We start from the raw sequence: 18463 nt of genomic DNA, 5'->3' as shown, positions 1-18463 counted from the left end.
TTGGACATCGGGGCACTCCAGTTCGAACTCCGAGCATTGGCGCTCAGTTCGACCGGAACATTAGCAGAGGATGCGAATGCCCGCGTGATCTCAGGCCATCCCGCCGCGGAATAGCCCTACTCTGCCTTTGCAGGCTCGGGCTGGAACGTGGAGGCGTTGGCAATGCGCGCGGCGTTCGCCATGCCGGCGAGCGCGGCTGCCTTCTTCGGATCCGGCGCCGAGCCCGGCTGCACCACACCGGCCGACATGATCAGCGTCGCCGCGTCCTCGGTGCTCATGTCGACCTCGATGATCTTGCTCCTGGGCACGTAGAAGAAGAATCCGGTGGTCGGGTTCGGCGAGCACGGCAGAAACACCGAGACATGTTCCTCCTGCCCCGGCAGGCTGCGCGCAACGTCCTCGTTCGGGGATTGCGAGATCAGCACGATCGACCACATGCCGGGCGATGGAAACTCGACGAGGCCGACCTTGCGGAAGCTCGAGCCCTTGCCCGAGAACAACGTCTCGAACACCTGCTTCAGGCCGCGATAGATCGCCCGCACCGCCGGGATCCGGCCGAGGAAGGTCTCGCCGACATCGACCAGCGTGCGGCCGATCAGATTCGCTGCGAGGAAGCCGACCAGCGTCAACGTGAAAAATGCGACAACCAGTCCCCAGCCCGGGACGACGTACGGCAGATAGGTTTCGGGTCGATAGGCGAGCGGAACAAACGGTCGCACCACGCCGTCGACCCAGGTGACGAACCACCAGACCAGATACAGCGTGATCGCAATCGGACCGGTGACGATCAGCCCGGTCAGGAAATAATTGCGGAAACGGCCCATCAGGCCGGTATGCGGCTCCGGGGCGGGATCGAGAGGCGCAGGCACGTCGTCGCGGGTGGTCATTCTGGTTCCAGGTCGGTCGCTTCGTTCAAGCTAGGGGCTTCTAGCAGGTTTTGGAAGAGCGCGGCCTGGTCCGTTCTGCCTATTCCACCGTCACGGATTTCGCGAGATTGCGCGGCTGGTCCACGTCGGTGCCCATCACCACCGCGGTGTGGTAGGCGAGCAGCTGCACGGGGACCGCATAGACCATCGGCGTAAAGGCCGCGGCCATGTCAGGCATGACGATGGTGACGAGCGAATCCACCGTCGCCTCGGCCGCGCCCTTGGCGTCGGTCATCAGGATGATGTTGCCGCCGCGGGCGGCGACCTCCTGCATGTTGGAGACGGTCTTCTCGAACACGCGGTCGTAGGGCGCGATCACGACGACCGGCATGGTCTCGTCGATCAGCGCGATCGGGCCGTGCTTGAGCTCGCCGGCGGCATAGCCCTCGGCGTGGATGTAGGAGATTTCCTTCAGCTTCAGCGCGCCTTCGAGCGCCAGCGGGTAGCTGGTGCCACGGCCGAGATAGAGCACGTCGCGGGATTTTGCGATTCTATGCGCGAGCTTCTCGATCTGGATCTCGGCCGTGAGCGCATCCGACATCAGGCGCGGGATCTCGACCAGGCCATGGACGAGCTTGGTCTCGTCCTCGGCGGACAATTCGCCGCGGGCCTTGCCGGCCGCAATGGCGAGGTTCGCCAGCACCATGAGCTGGCAGGTGAAGGCCTTGGTCGAGGCGACGCCGATCTCGGGGCCGGCCAGCGTCTGCAGCACGGTCTCGCTCTCGCGCGCGATGGTGGAGGTCGGGACGTTGACGACGGCAATCGTGTGCGCGCCCTCGGCCTTGGCGTAGCGCAGCGCAGCCAGTGTGTCGGCGGTCTCGCCCGATTGCGAGATGAAGATGGCGAGATCGCCCTTGCGCAACGGCGCTTCGCGGTAGCGGAATTCGGAGGCGACATCGACCTCGACCGGCACGCGCGCAAACCGCTCGAACCAGTATTTTGCAACGATGCCGGCGTAGCTTGCGGTGCCGCAGGCCGTGATGCTGATGCGCTGGATGTCCTTGAAGTCGAACGGCAGCTTGACCGGCAGCGAGACGCGCTCGGTCGCCATGTCGACATAGCGCGCCAGCGTGTGGCCGACCACTTCCGGCTGCTCGTGGATCTCCTTCGCCATGAAGTGGCGGTAGTTCGCCTTGTCGACCAGCGAGGTCGAGGCGGCGTGCTTGATCTTGTCGCGCTGGACGGCGTGGCCGTCCTTGTCGAAGATCGCAGCACTCTTGTGTGTCAGCACGACCCAGTCGCCGTCTTCGAGATAACTGATCGTGTCGGTGAACGGCCCCAGCGCGATGGCATCCGAGCCGAGATACATCTCGCCGTCGCCATAGCCGATCGCAAGCGGCGGACCGTTGCGGGCGCCGATCAACAGATCGTCGTCGCCAGCGAAGATGAAGCCGAGTGCGAAGGCGCCGCGCAAGCGCGCCAGGGTCAGCTTCACGGCTTCCACCGGCTTGTTGCCGCGCGTCAGCAGATCGTCGACGAGATGCAGCACGATCTCGGTGTCGGTCTCGGTGTGGAACACCGTGCCTTTCTTCTCGAGCTCCTCGCGCAGCTCGCGGAAATTCTCGATGATGCCGTTGTGGACGACCGCGACGCGCTCGGTCGCATGCGGATGGGCATTGTTGACGGTCGGCTTGCCGTGGGTGGCCCAGCGGGTGTGACCGATGCCGGTGGTGCCCTTCAGCGGCTCGGCTTCCAGCTGCTTCTCCAGATTCTTCAGCTTGCCCTCGGCGCGGCGGCGCTCCAGATGCTTGCCTTCAAGCGTGGCGACGCCCGCGGAATCGTAGCCGCGATATTCGAGACGTTTGAGCGAATCCACCAATTGCTCTGCAACCGGCTCGCGCCCGAGAATGCCGACAATCCCGCACATGCGGATCAATATCCCCCAAATCGTCGAAAAATCGCCTAAACGACGCGCTCGGTTTCTAGCGAAGTTCCTAAGGAACCAGTTACTCAATAATTATGACGGATTGCGACAGCGTCAGATGACGGCATGCCTTCGCCTGCGTCGATGTGGCCGGCTTTAACCGCGCGAATTAACTTGTTGTCAACAAGTTTGGCCAACGATTCCCCTACGGGAGATCACGGCCATGAAAGCCACGTCCGACCGCAAAGGTCTGTCACCCACGTATCTGCTCGCCAGCGAGACCACGGGCACGCACCTCGCGCATTGGCCGCCGCCCCACCGCAGCAAGGAAGGCAAGCCCGTCTTGGTCTTCACGAAGCATGCCGAGGGCAAGCCCGCGAAGCGTGCAAGCCCGCGCGGCTGGCGCCTGACGCGCGCGGTCTTCTCAGAATTCGCCGACGAGTAACGCCGCTCACTTCTCGGGCTTCTTGTCCACTTTCTTGCCGTCTGTCTTCAGCTCGCGGTAACGCGCAGCACCACCTTCGCGGATGGTCTGCGGGCTGCGCTCCAGCGCCATGGCGTCATCGGGCACATCGCGCGTGATCACCGAGCCTGAGCCGATATAGGCGCCATTGCCGATCTTCACCGGCGCGACCAGCGAGGAGTTGGTACCGACGAAGGCGCCCTGCCCGATCACCGTCTTGTGCTTCTTGAAGCCGTCGTAGTTGCAGGTGATGGTGCCGGCGCCGATGTTGGAGTTGGCGCCGATGGTGGCGTCGCCAATGTAGGAGAGATGGTTGACCTTGACGCCGGCCTCCAGCGTCGCGGCCTTGGTCTCCACGAAATTGCCGATCCGCGCGCCATCGCCGAGCGAGGTGCCGGGGCGCAGCCGCGCATAAGGCCCGATCGAGACGTTCTTGCCGAGCGTAGTCTGCACGATATGCGAGAAGGAATGGATCACGGTGCCGTCGGCGATCGAAACGCCCGGCCCGATCACCACGAAGGGCTCGATGGTGACGTCCTTGCCGAACACGGTATCGACTGAGAGATAGACGGTTTCGGGGCCGATCAGCGTGACGCCGGCCTCCATCGCAGCCTTGCGCAACCGCGCTTGCATCACGCTTTCCGCTTCTGCAAGCTGGGCCTTGGTGTTGATGCCGCGCACTTCGTCCTCGCTGGTTTCGATCACCACGGACTCCCATCCATTGTCGCAGGCGACGCCGACCGCATCGGTCAGGTAATACTCGCCCTTGGAATTCGCATTGCCTATTTTGTCGAGGATCGCGAGCGCGCGGCGGCCGTCGATCGCCATCACGCCAGCATTGCACAGATCGATCTTGCGCTCGTCCGCGCTGGCGTCGGCGTGCTCACGGATCGCGACCAGGCGGTCGCCCTCGACGATGAAGCGGCCATACCCGGTCGGGTCCGCTGCGCGAAAGCCGAGCGCGGCAATCGCGGCACCTTTCGCGAGCGGCGCACGGAGCCGCGCAAAAGTCTCGGCCGAGATCAGCGGCGTATCGCCGAACGCGATCAGGACATCATCCACGCCGCGCGCAATCGCCTCCCTTGCCGCCAGGACCGCGTGCGCGGTGCCGAGCCGCTCGGCCTGCACGAAGATGAGCGCATCGGACCGGATCCGCTTCGCCTCGTCCGCGACCGCGTGGTGATCGGGGCCGATCACGACCGCAAGCGCAGTGCCGGTTCCGCGCGGTGCGGCTCCGAGCACGTGGGCAAGCAGCGTCTGGGAAGCTACGGGATGCAGCACTTTCGGCAGGTTGGATCGCATGCGCGTGCCTTCGCCGGCGGCGAGCACGATCGTGAGGCTTGAGCGGACGGTCATAGCAATCCTGTCAAATACGGCCGAATCAATCATCACACGATGGGCGACGAGAGCTTGCCGCCTTGCTACCCCCGCAAACACCCGGAATTCAAGTGCGAGGGGGTTTTCCTGTTAATGTTCCCTGATTGATTCGGGGAAGCCAGGCGGGGCTGGGCACTAAACGTTCATGGCAAAGGATTCCGACCCACTGGCGGATGCCTTCGGCGACAAGGAGACCGGCGGGCTGTTCTCCGGACTCTTGGCTGAAGAAAGCACGTTCGATCGCCGTATGATGTGGCGGCTGGGCTCATGGGGCGCGACCGCTGTCGGCGCCGTCGTGATCGCCGTTTTGGCGAACCAGGCCCAGCTCGGCTGGCGCCGCGACCAGGTCGCCTCCGCCGATCTCGCCCACCAGTCCGACCGTCTCCAGGTGCTGACCAAGGAAAGCCAGCTCGAAGCGCGTCGCCTAGCCTCCGCCATCGAGACGCTGAACACCGATCGCGACCGGCTCTATTCGCGCGTCACGGTGCTCGAGCAGGGGCTCGATTCCGTCACCGGCGCCATCGCCAAGCAGAGCGCGACATCGCCGCAGCCCCCCGCGTCGAAGCCGCAGGACTCGCCCGTTGCCGCCGCGCAGTCCCCGGCCCCGGATATCGCACCGGTCGCCTCGACCGCAGCCTCGCTGGTCGACAAGCCGCGGGCGCCCAAGGACGTCTTGAAGGAAACGTCGAAAGACGCTGCGAAGGATCAGCCAGGCCCGCCGCCGCAGACGGCGGCTGCCGCCTCGCTCGTCCCGCAGTCGCCGGTAACGACGTCGGCACTGCCGATCCTTCCGCTGGTGCCATCAAAGTCGATCATGGCGCCGCCCGATCCGGCCGCGTCGAAACTGATTCAGCCGGACGCCCCCGAGAAGAAATCCGAGCCGGCGCCCGTTTCCACCGAAGTCGCCGCGGGACCAGCCAAACCGCCGGAGGCAACCGAAGCCGAGTCGCCCGCAATCGCAGTCCAGCAGACGCGCTTTGCCATCGATCTCGGCGGTGCGAACTCGGTCGACGGCCTGCGCGCGCTCTGGCGCGGCCTGAGCAAGTCCAATCCGGAGGTCGCAGCACTTCGGCCGATCATCATGATCAAGGAAGGCAATAACGGCCTCGGGATGCAGCTGCGTCTGGGTGCCGGTCCCCTGATTAATGCCGCCGCCGCCGCAAAGCTCTGCGCAGGCTTGGCCGAGAACGACCGCCACTGCGAGACGACAGTGTTCGACGGCCAGCGCTTGTCGATGCGCGGCAGCTCGGACAAGTCCCAAGATAAAAACCAGGACAAGACCCAAGACAAGGCCCAGGACAAAGCCCAAGACAAGGGTTCAGAGAAGAACCAGGACAAGAGCTTGGAGAAGGGCCAGGAGAAGAGCCAGGACTCGGTGCCGCAAGCTGAAACCGCCCCTGCCCCCGCGCCCGCCGCCAAGCCAGACAAGCACCGCCGCAGCTACTCCTCCAAGCGCTCGTCAAAGCGCGAGGAGCCCGCGCCGGCGCCTCCGGTACAGCCGGCCGCTCAGGCCAAGCCGGAGACGGCGTCGGCGAGCTCGACGATATCGTCGTTCTTCAGACGGTAGGACTGTCAGGACTTCCGATTGAATCGGCGGCGCGTCTCCCTGAGACTGCGCCGTTCAAAGAACAGCCGCCAGTTGGCTGATCTTGATAGCCGCGCAAATGATCATGCCCCAAAGCGCAAAATTGACCTGCAACGCTTCAACCATTGCCAACCTCGCTCGCATCCTCGCAGTCGCGTTCTTGAAGGACGTGATCTGCTCCTGACTGGATCTGCGATCGCGCCCACGCTTCAAATCGGATGTTAGGCCACGCTGGAACTCTAGCAAATCCGTATGGCTACGGTTCCGATGCGTTCGGGGTGCCGCAAATGCATGCAGCGGCCTGCGCTGCCCCCCGGTGTAAAAATGCCCCGGCCCTGTTGCTCCCTCCGGCCATCCCGACCATATTGCCCCCATGACAAAAAAGCCGTTTCGCCTCACGCCGTATCAGGTGCAGTTTCTCATCGTCGTCGGTTTCGTCACCGTCGGCTGGGCGCTCTATGTGCGCTATCTCGCCGTCGAGTTCTCGCAAGTGTCGCTCGCATGCGATGCCGGCTTGCAGACCATGATCTGCAAGGCGCGCTCGGTGTCGACGTCGCTGTTCAAGAATTCGGTGTTCGGCATCGTCGCGCTGGTGATCGCGACGCTGAACCTGATGCGGCCTTCGATCGTGCTGCTCACGCTCGGCGTGGTCGCAGCCGGCCTCGGCATCGTGCTCTACAACATCGTGCTGTCGGGCCTGGCGATCGGCCTGCTCATCCTTGGCTTTGCTCGGCCCGCGCCCGCCACAGCGTGAGCGCGAACAGGAGATAGATCGCGCAGGTCCACATCGCCTGCCAGTTGTCGCGGCCTTCGTTCAGGATCACGTAGACGGCCGACAGCGCCAGCAGCCCTGCGAACACGGCTTCTGCGATCGGGCGCACGCCGATCTGCGGGCGGTTGAGCATCAACAGCGCGAACGGCACCACCGCCATCGTCAGCGAGGCATAGGGGAAGTCGCGGTAGCGCGGATCGAACACGAAGCCGAGCGCGGTCTCTGCCGCGATCACCGCCGTCACCGCCAGGGTCAGCCCCAGCACGGCCGAGAGCTTCGACCATTTCCGTCCCTCGCGCGGGCCAAGCAAGTCGAGGAAGCTCGGCAAATTGCGGCCGATGACGAGCGCCTGCGCGCATAAGATCGGCGACAGGATGCCGGCCAGCAGCAGCATGCCCCATTGCAGCCAGCCGCCCCAGCCGTAGCTCTCGTAAATCATCTTGTCGGTGGCAATCCCGAGCAGGATGCCCGCTGATGTCGCGGAGATGCCGACGCCGAGCCAGGCCGAGAAGCGCGGCGTCCAGGGCCGGCGGCGCAGCGTGATGCCGGCCACCGCAAACACCAGCACGCTGAGAAACATGCCGGCGCCCATGTACCATTTCCAGAACGGGAAATTGCTGATCGGCTCGCCCGGCGGATATTTCAGCTGTCGCCGCACGGAATCGAACAGGCCCCAATAACCGCCGACGGTGCCTTCGAGCTGCCGCTTCCACGGCTGGTCGTAGGCCTCGATCAGGTTGACGCGAAACTTCAGCGCCTTCGCGAGCCCCAGGATTTCCGAGACGACGCGCGCCTGGTTGGTGCGTGACGGCAGCGCGCCGTCGCGCATGCGACCTTCGCTCGGCCAGCCGGTCTCGCCGATCAGGATCTCCTTGCCGGGGAACGCCACCGCCATGCGCTCGCGGATCGCCTCGACATGGCTCGCCGCGAACTTCGCCTTCACCGGCATATCCTCCCAATAAGGCAGGATATGAATCGTGACGAAGTCGACGGCGTCATAGACGTCGCGGTTCTTCAGCCAGTACTCCCAGACGTCGGCATAGGTAATGGGCACGCTGACCTGCGCCTTCACCGAACGGATGATCGCGGTGAGATCCGACGTCGTCATCTCTCCGCGCAGCAGCACCTCGTTACCGACGACGAGCGAGGAGATGGTGTCGGGGAATTCCTTGGTGAGGCGCACAGCGGTCGCAACCTGCGCTAAATTCTTGGCGCGGTTGCTGCCGAGCCAGATACCCTGGATTATCTTCAGCCCGCCGATCCTGGTCGCGACCGCCGGCACCTGGTCGAGCCCGTTCTCGATCGAGTAGGTGCGGACGCAGTCGGTGATCTGCTTGAGCTGGCGCAAATCCTGCTCGAGCTGGTCGGCCTCGATATGGGTCCATTCGTTCAGCGGCGTCTGGTCGCCGCGGAACGGCGCGTAGGAGACGCATTGAACCTTGTCATTGGGATCGATGGGTGCGCGCGCGAGCGTGATCGGCGTGGCCAGCCACCACCACACGGCAGCAATCGCACAGAGGGAGACAAGCAGGAGCGCCAGTGGCGTACGAAGTGAAATTGGTTCCGTCCTCCGCGAGGGTCCGTCGATTACCTGCTCGCACGCCATCTGCCAAGGGGGTGAGGCGGGTCGGCTTGGCGCTCTCCCCGGCGAATTGGGCTGCGGCCGTTCGACCGGGCCCTAGGATCGTGACTTTGCTGGACAAAAATCCAATTACAGGTCATTGGAATTTGCGGGACTTTTCCGCCGCATTGGAGACCCATTTGGACGCCATCACGTCTCGGCGTCCGCGAGGTCCTCCCGCGCGGACGGACGGCTGAGATATTGGGGAATTCATGCGGCGACGGGTGTTCGAGTTACGAAATGCGGTCCTGCGGCAGTTCGCCGCCACCTTGGCCGTCTCCTCCCTCGTCCTGCTGACTGGCCTCGGTGGCGCCTCCGCCCAGAGCGGCTCGCCCGCCCCCGACCAGGGCAAGGCCGCGACCCAGCCCGCCGACGCCGCCAAGGACGCGGCCCAGAACCAGCGCCGCACCGACGAGTTCGCGGAAGCCGCTCAAGTCATCAATGGCCCGGCCGGCAATCCCGAATGCGTCTGGCTCGGCCGGCGCGTGGTGCGGCTGATGTGGCGGGATGACCTCGATACCGCATTCCGCCATCTCGACCTCTATGACCGCTTCGGCTGCCCCGGCGGCCACATCCAGGCGGCGTTCCGCTGCCTGACCCGCTTCGGCGCCCAGATCGATCCCAAGATTGCCGAGACCCTGGACAGCCGTGTCCACGCTTGCTGGATCAACCCGGCTTCCCAGCCGCAGCAGGCGGCCGCCGCGGCATCGCAGCCGCCGGCGCCGACCACCGGCAATTCGCAAGCCCCCCAGACGGCCGCGAGCCCCACGCCTGCGGCAAGCCCGTCGCCGGCACCCCAGAAATAGCCGCGATCGTTTCAGCCTCCGTTCAGGAACGATCGGCGATAGCAACAGACGGCACTGCCGCGCGTTGACCGGACCGGACAAGGCCATGCCCTGATAAGGACATGAGGCCATGACAGTTGAGAAACCGTGCGGCAGAGGTATGCTCCCTTTGCCGTGGACTTGGTCGGATCTCGGGGTCGGATCCGCTTCCCTGCCCCCTCAGCCCCTTTTGGTTTAGCCGCGATGCGCGTTGTCGCCGCCGTTCTGTTGCTCGTGTCCATGCTCCACGCCGGCCTCTGGGGAGTCCTGCGCGACAAGGAACCCGCGCCTGATTTCAAGGGCCTGTTGCCCAGCCTGTCTTATACGCCGTTCGAACCGGGACATATTGTCGACAACAACCTCGACCCCGACAAGATACGTGCCGATCTGAAAAAGCTCTCGACCCTCACGCGTGCGATTCGGTCTTACTCGGCGACGGAAGGCAACGAATTGGTGCCGCCGATCGCCGCCGAGTTCGGGCTCAAAGTCACGGTCGGAGCCTGGATCGGCAAGGATCCGGAGCGCAACGAGCGGGAGATCAAGGCTGCTATCGCGCTCGCGCGCAAGAACAGCAACGTGAACGGCGTCGTCGTCGGTAACGAGGTGATCTATCGCGGCGAGCAGAAGGTCGAAGACCTCATCGAGATGATCAAGCGGGTGAAGAGTGCGGTGCGCGTGCCCGTCACCACCGGCGAGATCTGGAACATCTGGCGCGACAACCCCGACCTCGGCTCCAACGTCGATTTCATCGCCGCGCACGTCCTGCCGTATTGGGAAAACTTCCGCTCGGACCAGGCGGTCGATCAGGCTGTGGACCGCTACAACCTTTTGCGCAACCAGTTCCCGGGCAAGCGCATCGTCATCGCCGAGTTCGGCTGGCCGAGCGCGGGCTATAATCTGCGCAATGCAGATCCGGGTCCGTTCCAGCAGGCGCTGACGCTGCGCAATTTCGTCAGCCGCGCCGAGGCGCTGGGCATGGAGTACAACATCGTCGAGGCGATCGATCAGCCCTGGAAGTACTTTGAAGGCGGCGTCGGTCCGTACTGGGGCATCCTCAACGCCAGCCGCGAGCCGAAATTCGCCTGGACCGGCCCGGTCGAGAATCCCGATTATTGGAAGCTGATGACGATCGCGCTGCTGGTCGGCATCCTCTTGTCGCTTCCGATCCTTCGGCTGGAGCAGCCGACCGCCAGGCAGGCGTTTCTGCTGTCGGCCACCGCCAACGGCGTCGGCGCCTGGGCCGCGACCGTATTCGCGTTCTGGAACGGGCATTATTTTCTCTTCGGCTCGGCCTTCGCGCTGACGCTCGGCATGATACTTCTTGTTCCCCTTGTCCTCATCGCGATGGCCCGCATCGACGAGATCGCGGCCGTCGCCTTCGGCCGGCCGCCGCAGCGGCTGCTCGCCAAGGGCAAGCCGGTCGAGAACGTGCCCGAGAATTACTGCCCGAAGGTCTCGATCCACATCCCCGCCTATTTCGAGCCGGTCGACATGCTCAAGCAGACGCTCGATGCGCTGTCGCGGCTCGACTATCCCAACTACGAATGCGTCGTCATCATCAACAACACGCCCGATCCCGCCTTCTGGCAGCCGATCCAGGATCACTGCCGCACGCTCGGTGAACGCTTCAAGTTCATCAACGCCGAGAAGGTGCAGGGCTTCAAGGCCGGCGCGCTGCGCATCGCCATGGACCGCACCGCCGTCGATGCCGAAATCATCGGCATTCTCGATGCCGACTATGTCGTCGAGCCCGACTGGCTGAAGGACCTCGTGCCGGCCTTCGCCGACCCGCGCGTCGGCCTCGTGCAGGCGCCGCAAGAACACCGCGACGGCGATCTGTCGATCATGCACTACATCATGAACGGCGAATATGCCGGCTTCTTCGACATCGGCATGGTCCAGCGCAACGAGCTCAACGCCGTCATCGTGCACGGCACGATGTGCCTGATCCGCCGCGCCGCGATGGACATGGCCGGCGGCTGGTCATCCGACACGATCTGCGAAGACAGTGATCTCGGGCTTGCGATCCAGGAGCTCGGCTGGACCACCCATTACACCAACCACCGCTACGGCCAGGGCCTGCTGCCCGACACCTACGAGGCGTTCAAGAAGCAGCGTCACCGCTGGGCCTATGGCGGGCTCCAGATCGTGAAGAAGCACTGGCGGCAGTTCCTGCCGGGCCGGAGCCGGCTGACGCCGGACCAGAAGCGCGAATATGGTCTCGGCTGGTTGAACTGGCTCGGGGCCGAAAGTCTCGGCGTGGTCGTGGCACTGCTCAACCTCGTCTGGGTGCCGATCGTCGCCTTCGCCGACATCGCGATCCCCGACAAGATTCTGACGCTGCCGATCATCGGCGCCTTCGTTGTCTCGCTCGCGCACTTCCTGTCGATGTACCGCGCGCGCGTCGCGATCAAGCCCGGCCAGATGCTGGGCGCCATGATCGCCGCGATGAGCGTGCAATGGACGGTCTCGCGTGCAGTCGCGCAAGGACTGATCACCGAGCACATCGCATTCGCGCGCACCTCCAAGGGCGGCCTGTCCAGGATGTCGATCGAGTTCCAGGCGTTCTGGGAGGCCGTGATCGGCGCCCTGCTCCTGATCGGCTCTGGCGTGCTGATCGCCTCCAACAGTTTCAGGCAGATCACCGAGATCTATATCTTCGCCGGCGTCCTGGTGCTGCAGAGCCTGCCGTTCCTGGCCGCGGTCGCGATTGCGATCCTCGAGCTCAGCCGCATCAACTCGTTCCAATTCTGGCGCGACAGCGCGATCCGCACCGCCGAGCTGATCGGCCTGCGCCCGGTCGCCCTGCCGGCGCCCGGCAACGCGCAGCCGGTGCCGAGCGAGGTGCGGCGGGAGGTGAACTGACTTCGGCGTGGATGGCCGGCCGCCAATCGGGTTGAAAATCCCGGGCTAAGCGATGGAAATGTCGCGCAAATCCCCGCCCCTGGCGCGATCTTTGGCAGTCGCGCACGCTATTGACCTCCGCGCCCCATCCCCCTACACAGCGCGGGCCGAAAGCATGATCCGGAAACAGCCGGTTTTCCCCGCAGCACTTCAGTCAAACGCGGCGGCAAGACATGCTTTTCCAAATGTCCGAAGACGATGGCGATTGATTTCTGAAGCCATCGGCGGCCATGGGAGCGCGTAGCTCAGCCGGTAGAGCACGTGACTTTTAATCACGGGGTCCTGGGTTCGAGCCCCAGCGCGCTCACCACACGAAACCAAAAACTTGCGCCCCAATCCGCCATCGCCCAAAAAACGCGGCGGGCCGAGCAGCGCGGGAACGCGCCACGTTGGGAGTACGGCCGCCTATCTAACTAACCCTTTTTAGCCGTAGCCTTTTCCACCGTTTAGGATCAGCGTCGGTCCTGAAGGGAACTTTAGCCAGCGGCGTTCTCATGGGTCAGGCTCCATCCATCGTGCCGCAGAGTGCGGCAAGCCACGATGTCTATCTTGTGCTTGAGGACTTCGGCGGCCGTTTGGGGCGGGCCTGGTCCGAAACGGCCGAAGAGGACAGCAACCGTGCGACTCTGCTGCGGCACTTGATCGAAGGCCATTACATCCGTCCAGCTCGCATCGTCGCCTTCAACACGACCGAGGGATGGTCGCGCGATGTGACCACGGATATCGCGGATGAGCTGCGCCGTCGCTTCGTCGAATTCGAGGACGTGGCGCCCTCGATGTTGGAATTCCTTGAGAGAGCGGCGAGGCACTGAGCGACAGCTTCGTAAAGCGCAGCTCAAGTGCTTCCTTTGCCTGGCCGCTTTGCCACACCCACGACGCGGAGCACGAAGCACCGGAGTGGCGTGTGGCGATGGAAGCTCTTGGTGGTCGAGCGCGGCGGCCCGACGCTGTTCGCGCGGATCGGCGTCATGCGTGCGCTGAACCGACACCATGAGTTTAACCCGAATTGCAAAGAGCCGTTGGGGGGGCCGGCGGAAGTTGAAGAGGGATCAATGACCGTCTTCAAAATGGGGAAAGGCCGCAGGGTGGTTCCAGCCCCCGCTGCGGCCATCCCGGACAACTAGAAAAATGGTCGGTACTCAAATCTCGCCGGTGTTCTCACAGTAGAACACCCCGTTCCGAAAATGGACTCCGTATGACTACCGGAGTCGGCTGTTCTACCCATGATCGTAAAAGGGCGAACTTGGCACGGCTCGCTTTCCAGCCCCCGATGCTCCCGGCTGCCGATTCAATTGCGGATCAGAGCGCCGGGAGCGCCTGGCGTGCCAGGTACCTTCAGCTTTCCGGGGCTGCAACTGTCGCCGGCGCAGTCAGTGGCGCGCCTCCAACCGAAATGGGCCCGATAGATTTCGACTGCCGAACCATCCGTTTGCGCATCGCCGCGGACAGTCCATAGCGAGCATGCGCTCTTCGAATCGAGGACGTCACGTCCGACGTCATTGCAGTTTGCAGCGAGTCGATCTTCGCGATCAGCGTCGAAAGCTGCGGCGATATCTTCTTCACGTCGCCTCGTTCGTCCGTGATGCTTTGTCGGAGAGAAACGAGGGTCGTTGAATCCTGCTGCCGCAGAGCCGCATTTTGCTGCAGCGAGGAATTGATCTCCTGCAGCGATGCGGCCTGTTGCTGCTGGGCCGACTGGATGTCCTTCAGGGCAGCGACAATCGGATCCGGTTTTGCGATGGGCTCTTCCTGGCGCGGAAGCAGCGCTGCCAAGCTGCTGATGTTCGGCGACGGAAGATCAAACGGCAATGTATAGATGGCCGCCGCGCCATTGATCGCCAGGGCACACACCGACAGCGCCAGGACCGATTTCCGGCTGGACCGCTTGCCCGGTGCTGGAGCTTCCGCCGCTGCCGGTTCGGCTTCGTGTTCGGCTTCGTGTTCGGCTTGGGGTTCGAATGCTGCGGCTGCAAGTGCTGCGGCGTCGAGGTGTTCGGCGAAGCCGAGCGTTTCGGATGTCGTGGTCATGCGCATTGACCTCATGAGCGAGCAAAAGGAGGCCGTCGCCGGAACGTCCTCGCGACGCCTCCTTTACGCAGCACCCACCTACAACTGCCAAAAATTGTGGGCTTTTCGGATTAATTCCAAGTTAGCGACGTGGCCGCCAGGCATGTCCATCCACTCCGGCCGACTACGGGGCGATGCGATGGAATTGCGGTGGCAGACCTTACGTTCTGTTCCACCCGCCCTGCCAAAAAAAGCCAGGAGACAACCCGCCGGAAAGGTGTAGGATTCGATCAAACGGAGGAGCGGCATGTTTGAAATCACCGGTTTCGACACGGCAGGCGTCGTCAACCTGAAGCGCGAGTCACTCGCCGCCGCCCTCAAGAAGGCCAGGGAATTGATCGGGGACGGGTGTCGCGACGTTCAAATCGTCGATCCCAAGGGCCGGGTCTACACCTCGTTTGAGGAGCAGGCAGCTTAGCCACTCCCCTCACCGCGCAAGCGACTTAGCCGTCTCGGCCAACATTGGACGAGGCGTTGTTGCGGCGTTTGCTGAGGTGCAACTCTCGCGGGCCTCACCGTTGCCAATCAACTCTTTTGGGAGCACGCTCACGTCAGGCGCGCAGACGCCGCACGGGGAGAGACACATGAAGGAAGCTGGCCTGGATAGTCGCCATCGGGACAAGGACGGCGCGATCAGCAAGAAGCACGGCAACACGCTGGTCGGTACATTGCGCAAGATCTACGGCAAGGGCTTTGCGGCCGGCTACCCGGATGCGACAACGCTAAGCGAGGTCTTGCATCAGTTGAACGAGACGTCGCTGAGCCAGCTGCGTCGCGATCACGACACCGGGCATTTGGGGCACAAGATCGACCACGTCCCGAAGTGACGAAGGTCGCCCGGCCAACTTCGCAATCATCAAGCCAGTCACCTGGGTCAGGCAGGCCGCGTTGTTGATCGGCTCTATCACACTTGCCATTTGAGCCTTCAGAAACCAGGCGCTAGGATGAGCCTTTTACGGAGGCTCATTTGAAACAGGTTATTATTTTCGCAGCCGTCGCACTCCTTGCCATGGCGCCCGCCCGATCGCAGGGGCTGGTCGATCCCAGCAAGGTTGCACCCGAATACCGCGAGGCGGCCGAAAAGCGCCGCGCCGAGCAAATCCGTCAGCGCGAATGCGCCCTGAAGGCGGATCTGGCGAAAGTGCTGCTGCGAGATCGGACCGACTATCTCAACCACTGCCTGGATGCGATGGCGGCGAAACAATAGCGGCGCGCAGCCGGTTGCGCAGCAAGACGCGCGCCAAACTCGCAACCGGCTTTCAGGCTTTCTTCAGATATTCGGCTCACCGTGGCTGCCGATTTCCAATCATCATTGATTGTCCCGCATGAGCTTCGTCCAGGTCCAGTGCACGCGCTGCAAGACGATGTTTCGCGATCGCGCAGGCCGGTTGCAGGACGGCTACTCCAGGCAGTGCCCCGGTTGCGAAGTCGTGTTGTTCTTCGCCGAGGACTCGCAACATCCGTTCATCAAGCGCGCGATGCGAAACGCGCGGAAGGCCCGCAAGGAACAGTACGAGGCGGATGCAGCCGGGCGCTCTACCTCGCCCGAACCGCGCGCCGCTCCCCGGTCGCGGTCGTCCATCGGACGGACGCGGGTGCAGGAGCGATCGGACTAGCGCCGGTGGGCCGACTACGTCGCCTCGATCCAGATCCCGGTATCCGAATGCGCGCGGATGTGGTCGACCAGAAAGTCCGAAAACACCCTGATCTTCGCCGGCAGCCGGACGCGGTTCTGGTAGGCCACGTTCATCGTCAACAGCGGCAGTTCCCAGTCGGGCAGGACCGGCACGAGCTTGCCGGCCGCGATATCGCTCTGCACGATGTAAAGCGGCTGGATCAGGATGCCGAGCCCCGCGCGCGCGGCGCCGCAGATGATCTGGCCATCATTGCTGTCGAGCGTCGGCGCGATGCGGACCGTCTGCGTCGTGCTGCCCTGGCTTAGTCGCAGCGAATAGGGATCGTTGGCGAGGTTGTAGACCAGCATGTCGTGACGCGCGAGATCGGCGGGATGCTCGGGGACGCCATGCGCCGCGAGATAGGACGGCGCGGCCGCAAGTACGCGGCGCATCTGTCCGATGCGGCGGATGATGATGTTGGAATCCGGCTCCTGCTCTCGCGTGCGGATCGCGACATCGATGCCGGCCTCGATGAAATCAGGATAGCGGTTGGCGGCGGTGATCTGGACGTCGAGCTTCGGATAGAGCTTGCGAAACGCCGGCAGCATCGGCGCCATGTAGATCATCGCAAACGACAGCGAGCTCGTGACGCGCAGCATGCCCTTGGGCGACAGCGCGCGGTCACTGACGGCGTCCTCGGCTTCGGCGAGCTCATTCAAGAGCGTGCTGCAACGCTGCAATAGCTCCTGCCCGGCTTCGGTCAGCCACTGCCGGCGCGTGTTGCGCTCGATCAGCCGGACCGCGAGCCGCTCCTCCAGCGCGCGCAGGTGCCGGCTCGCTGCGGCGTTCGACATCCGCAATGTGTCGGCGGCCTTGGAGAGGCTGCCGAGCTCGGCCGTCCTGGAGAACACCTCGAGCTGGAGAAGCCGGTCCATTCTTCCTCATAATGGAAAAGAGACTTACGATTTTTGGTCTTTATTTCCGATTTCTGCAAGGCAAAATGGCGCCAACAAGCAAGATCGCAGGCGAGGAAATTTAGGAAATGTCGGGTCCGATCAAGCACATCGTGATGTGGCGGCTGCGCGGGGAGACCCAGGCTGAACGCCTGGCCGCCCGGACCAAGGTCAAAACCCTGTTCGAAGGCCTCCGGGGCCGGATCGACGGCCTCACCCATATCGAGGTTGGCGCTGACATCAGCGACGTCGATTATGCCTGCGACGTTGTCCTCGTCTCCGAGTTTACCGACAGCAGCGCCTTAAAGGCCTACGCCACCCATCCGGAACATCTGCGGGTGCGGGAAGAACTCGGCGACTTGCGGATCGGGCGCTTCCAGGTCGATTATCCCGTCAAAGAGACCGGCGCATGATCGGTTCATTCACCTTTGAAAATCTGCCTTGCCGCGTCGTGTTCGGGAGCGGGACGCTTGCCGCGGCCAAAGCCGAGGTCGAGCGCCTCGGCGGCAAGCGCGCGCTGGTGCTGACGACGCCGCAGCAGGAAGCGCAAGGTACAGCACTCGGCGCAGCGCTCGGCCCGCTCTATGCCGGCATCTTCGCCGGCGCCACGATGCACACGCCCGTCGAGGTGACCGAGCGTGCAATCGCGGCGATGAAAGGTTGCGATGCCGACTGCGTGGTCGCGCTCGGCGGCGGTTCGACGACGGGACTAGGCAAGGCGCTCGCCTTGCGGACCGGCGTCAACCAGCTCTGCATTCCCACCACCTATGCCGGCTCGGAGATGACGCCGATCCTCGGTCAGACTGAAAACGGCCTGAAGACCACGGTGCGCGACGCCGCCGTGCTGCCGGAGACCGTGATCTACGACGTCGACCTGACGCTGACGCTGCCGGTCGGGCTCACTGCCACCTCCGGCATCAACGCCATCGCCCACGCGGTCGAAGCGCTTTATGCGCGCGACACCAATCCGGTGACCTCGCTGATGGCGGAAGAAGGCATCCGCGCGCTGGCGCGTGCCCTGCCCGCGATTGCGGCCAAGCCCGACGATCGCGCCGCCCGCAGCGACGCACTCTATGGCGCGTGGCTATGCGGCGTGTGCCTGGGCACCGTCGGCATGGCGCTGCATCACAAGCTCTGCCACACCCTCGGCGGCACCTTTGACCTCCCGCATGCCGAGACGCACACCATCGTGCTGCCGCATGCGCTGGCCTACAACGCACCGGCCGTGCCTGACGCGATGACGCGGATCGCCCGCGCGATCGCTGCGGCCGATGCGGCGCAGGGGCTCTACGATCTCGCCAGGCGATTAGGAGCCAAGGTTGCGCTGCGCGACATCGGCATGCCCGAGAGCGGCATCGACAAGGCGGCCGACCTCGCCGTGACCAATGCCTACTGGAATCCGCGTCCGCTCGAGCGCACCGCCATCCGCGACCTCATTGCGCGCGCCTGGGCGGGCGAGCCGCCGGCAGCAACCAAAGCGGCGGCTTGACG

Annotated in this window: 19 protein-coding genes and 1 tRNA gene; 14 read left to right on the top strand and 6 right to left on the bottom strand. The window is 64.0% G+C overall.

The annotated features are described in order from the left end of the window. Window positions 1-116 precede the first annotated feature (116 nt). Window positions 117-887 (bottom strand): DUF502 domain-containing protein, encoded by a 771-nt coding sequence (locus ABID58_RS21530; protein ID WP_354034434.1) that lies wholly within the window; start codon window positions 885-887, stop codon window positions 117-119. A gap of 79 nt (window positions 888-966) precedes the next feature. Further along, window positions 967-2793 carry a glutamine--fructose-6-phosphate transaminase (isomerizing) gene (gene glmS / locus ABID58_RS21525; protein WP_354034432.1) on the bottom strand — a complete coding sequence of 609 codons (1827 nt, stop codon included), beginning with the start codon at window positions 2791-2793 and terminating at the stop codon, window positions 967-969. A gap of 220 nt (window positions 2794-3013) precedes the next feature. On the opposite strand from glmS, the gene ABID58_RS21520 reads away from it, so the two are divergent. Further along, window positions 3014-3235, top strand: coding sequence for a hypothetical protein (locus ABID58_RS21520; RefSeq protein WP_354034431.1), 222 nt, complete (start codon window positions 3014-3016; stop codon window positions 3233-3235). 6 nt (window positions 3236-3241) lie between these two features. Here the strand turns inward: ABID58_RS21520 and glmU are convergent, their stop codons facing one another. Then, entirely contained in the window at window positions 3242-4609 is a 1368-nt protein-coding gene (glmU, locus tag ABID58_RS21515) for a bifunctional UDP-N-acetylglucosamine diphosphorylase/glucosamine-1-phosphate N-acetyltransferase GlmU (RefSeq protein ID WP_354034430.1), read from the bottom strand. Window positions 4610-4775: 166 nt separating this feature from the next. Here glmU and ABID58_RS21510 point away from each other — a divergent pair, with 166 nt between their 5' ends. Then, window positions 4776-6197 (top strand): hypothetical protein, encoded by a 1422-nt coding sequence (locus ABID58_RS21510; protein ID WP_354034428.1) that lies wholly within the window; start codon window positions 4776-4778, stop codon window positions 6195-6197. Between the two features lie 391 nt (window positions 6198-6588). Then, entirely contained in the window at window positions 6589-6969 is a 381-nt protein-coding gene (locus ABID58_RS21505; RefSeq protein WP_148749300.1) for a hypothetical protein, read from the top strand. Here the strand turns inward: ABID58_RS21505 and ABID58_RS21500 are convergent. After that, complete coding sequence (locus ABID58_RS21500; RefSeq protein ID WP_354034426.1) at window positions 6929-8593, bottom strand: glycoside hydrolase family 17 protein; 1665 nt, start codon at window positions 8591-8593, stop codon at window positions 6929-6931. The two genes, ABID58_RS21505 and ABID58_RS21500, sit on opposite strands and share 41 nt — an antisense overlap. Before the next feature lie 227 nt (window positions 8594-8820). Here ABID58_RS21500 and ABID58_RS21495 point away from each other — a divergent pair, with 227 nt between their 5' ends. The 5 genes from ABID58_RS21495 to ABID58_RS21475 all read left to right on the top strand — a co-directional run bounded on the left by ABID58_RS21495 (window position 8821) and on the right by ABID58_RS21475 (window position 13460). Next, window positions 8821-9414 carry a beta-1-3, beta-1-6-glucan biosynthesis protein gene (locus tag ABID58_RS21495; RefSeq protein WP_354034425.1) on the top strand — a complete coding sequence of 198 codons (594 nt, stop codon included), beginning with the start codon at window positions 8821-8823 and terminating at the stop codon, window positions 9412-9414. Between the two features lie 222 nt (window positions 9415-9636). Beyond that, window positions 9637-12297, top strand: coding sequence for a glycosyltransferase (locus ABID58_RS21490; RefSeq protein WP_354034423.1), 2661 nt, complete (start codon window positions 9637-9639; stop codon window positions 12295-12297). Between the two features lie 273 nt (window positions 12298-12570). After that, window positions 12571-12646, top strand: a tRNA-Lys gene (locus ABID58_RS21485). Window positions 12647-12830: 184 nt separating this feature from the next. Next, on the top strand, window positions 12831-13148 hold the full coding sequence (locus tag ABID58_RS21480) for a hypothetical protein (RefSeq protein ID WP_354034422.1): 318 nt from the start codon (window positions 12831-12833) through the stop codon (window positions 13146-13148). 108 nt (window positions 13149-13256) lie between these two features. Further along, a complete protein-coding gene (locus ABID58_RS21475) occupies window positions 13257-13460 on the top strand; it encodes a hypothetical protein (protein WP_354034421.1) in 204 nt (67 codons plus the stop codon). Window positions 13461-13671: 211 nt separating this feature from the next. Here the strand turns inward: ABID58_RS21475 and ABID58_RS21470 are convergent, their stop codons facing one another. After that, window positions 13672-14370, bottom strand: coding sequence for a hypothetical protein (locus ABID58_RS21470; protein WP_354034418.1), 699 nt, complete (start codon window positions 14368-14370; stop codon window positions 13672-13674). A gap of 280 nt (window positions 14371-14650) precedes the next feature. On the opposite strand from ABID58_RS21470, the gene ABID58_RS21465 reads away from it, so the two are divergent. The 4 genes from ABID58_RS21465 to ABID58_RS21450 all read left to right on the top strand — a co-directional run bounded on the left by ABID58_RS21465 (window position 14651) and on the right by ABID58_RS21450 (window position 16019). After that, entirely contained in the window at window positions 14651-14821 is a 171-nt protein-coding gene (locus tag ABID58_RS21465; protein ID WP_187434628.1) for a hypothetical protein, read from the top strand. Window positions 14822-14987: 166 nt separating this feature from the next. Next, window positions 14988-15230: a hypothetical protein gene (locus ABID58_RS21460; RefSeq protein WP_354034416.1), complete on the top strand. Its 243-nt coding sequence runs from the start codon at window positions 14988-14990 to the stop codon at window positions 15228-15230. 140 nt (window positions 15231-15370) lie between these two features. After that, window positions 15371-15610 (top strand): hypothetical protein, encoded by a 240-nt coding sequence (locus tag ABID58_RS21455; RefSeq protein WP_148749328.1) that lies wholly within the window; start codon window positions 15371-15373, stop codon window positions 15608-15610. Between the two features lie 118 nt (window positions 15611-15728). Next, entirely contained in the window at window positions 15729-16019 is a 291-nt protein-coding gene (locus ABID58_RS21450; protein WP_354034415.1) for a hypothetical protein, read from the top strand. 14 nt (window positions 16020-16033) lie between these two features. Here ABID58_RS21450 and ABID58_RS21445 read toward each other — a convergent pair whose 3' ends face one another. Next, on the bottom strand, window positions 16034-16954 hold the full coding sequence (locus ABID58_RS21445) for a LysR family transcriptional regulator (RefSeq protein ID WP_354034413.1): 921 nt from the start codon (window positions 16952-16954) through the stop codon (window positions 16034-16036). Window positions 16955-17061: 107 nt separating this feature from the next. Between ABID58_RS21445 and ABID58_RS21440 the strand changes: the two genes are divergently transcribed. After that, window positions 17062-17385 (top strand): Dabb family protein, encoded by a 324-nt coding sequence (locus ABID58_RS21440; protein ID WP_354034412.1) that lies wholly within the window; start codon window positions 17062-17064, stop codon window positions 17383-17385. Continuing rightward, window positions 17382-18461, top strand: a complete 1080-nt coding sequence (locus ABID58_RS21435) for a maleylacetate reductase (protein ID WP_354034410.1) — start codon at window positions 17382-17384, stop codon at window positions 18459-18461. Before ABID58_RS21440 ends, ABID58_RS21435 begins: the two co-directional genes overlap by 4 nt. The last annotated feature ends 2 nt before the right edge of the window (window positions 18462-18463 follow it).

It is taken from the genome of Bradyrhizobium sp. S3.2.6, assembly GCF_040546885.1.
Taxonomy (GTDB): domain Bacteria; phylum Pseudomonadota; class Alphaproteobacteria; order Rhizobiales; family Xanthobacteraceae; genus Bradyrhizobium; species Bradyrhizobium cytisi.
This window is presented reverse-complemented; position numbering and strand designations above follow the sequence as displayed.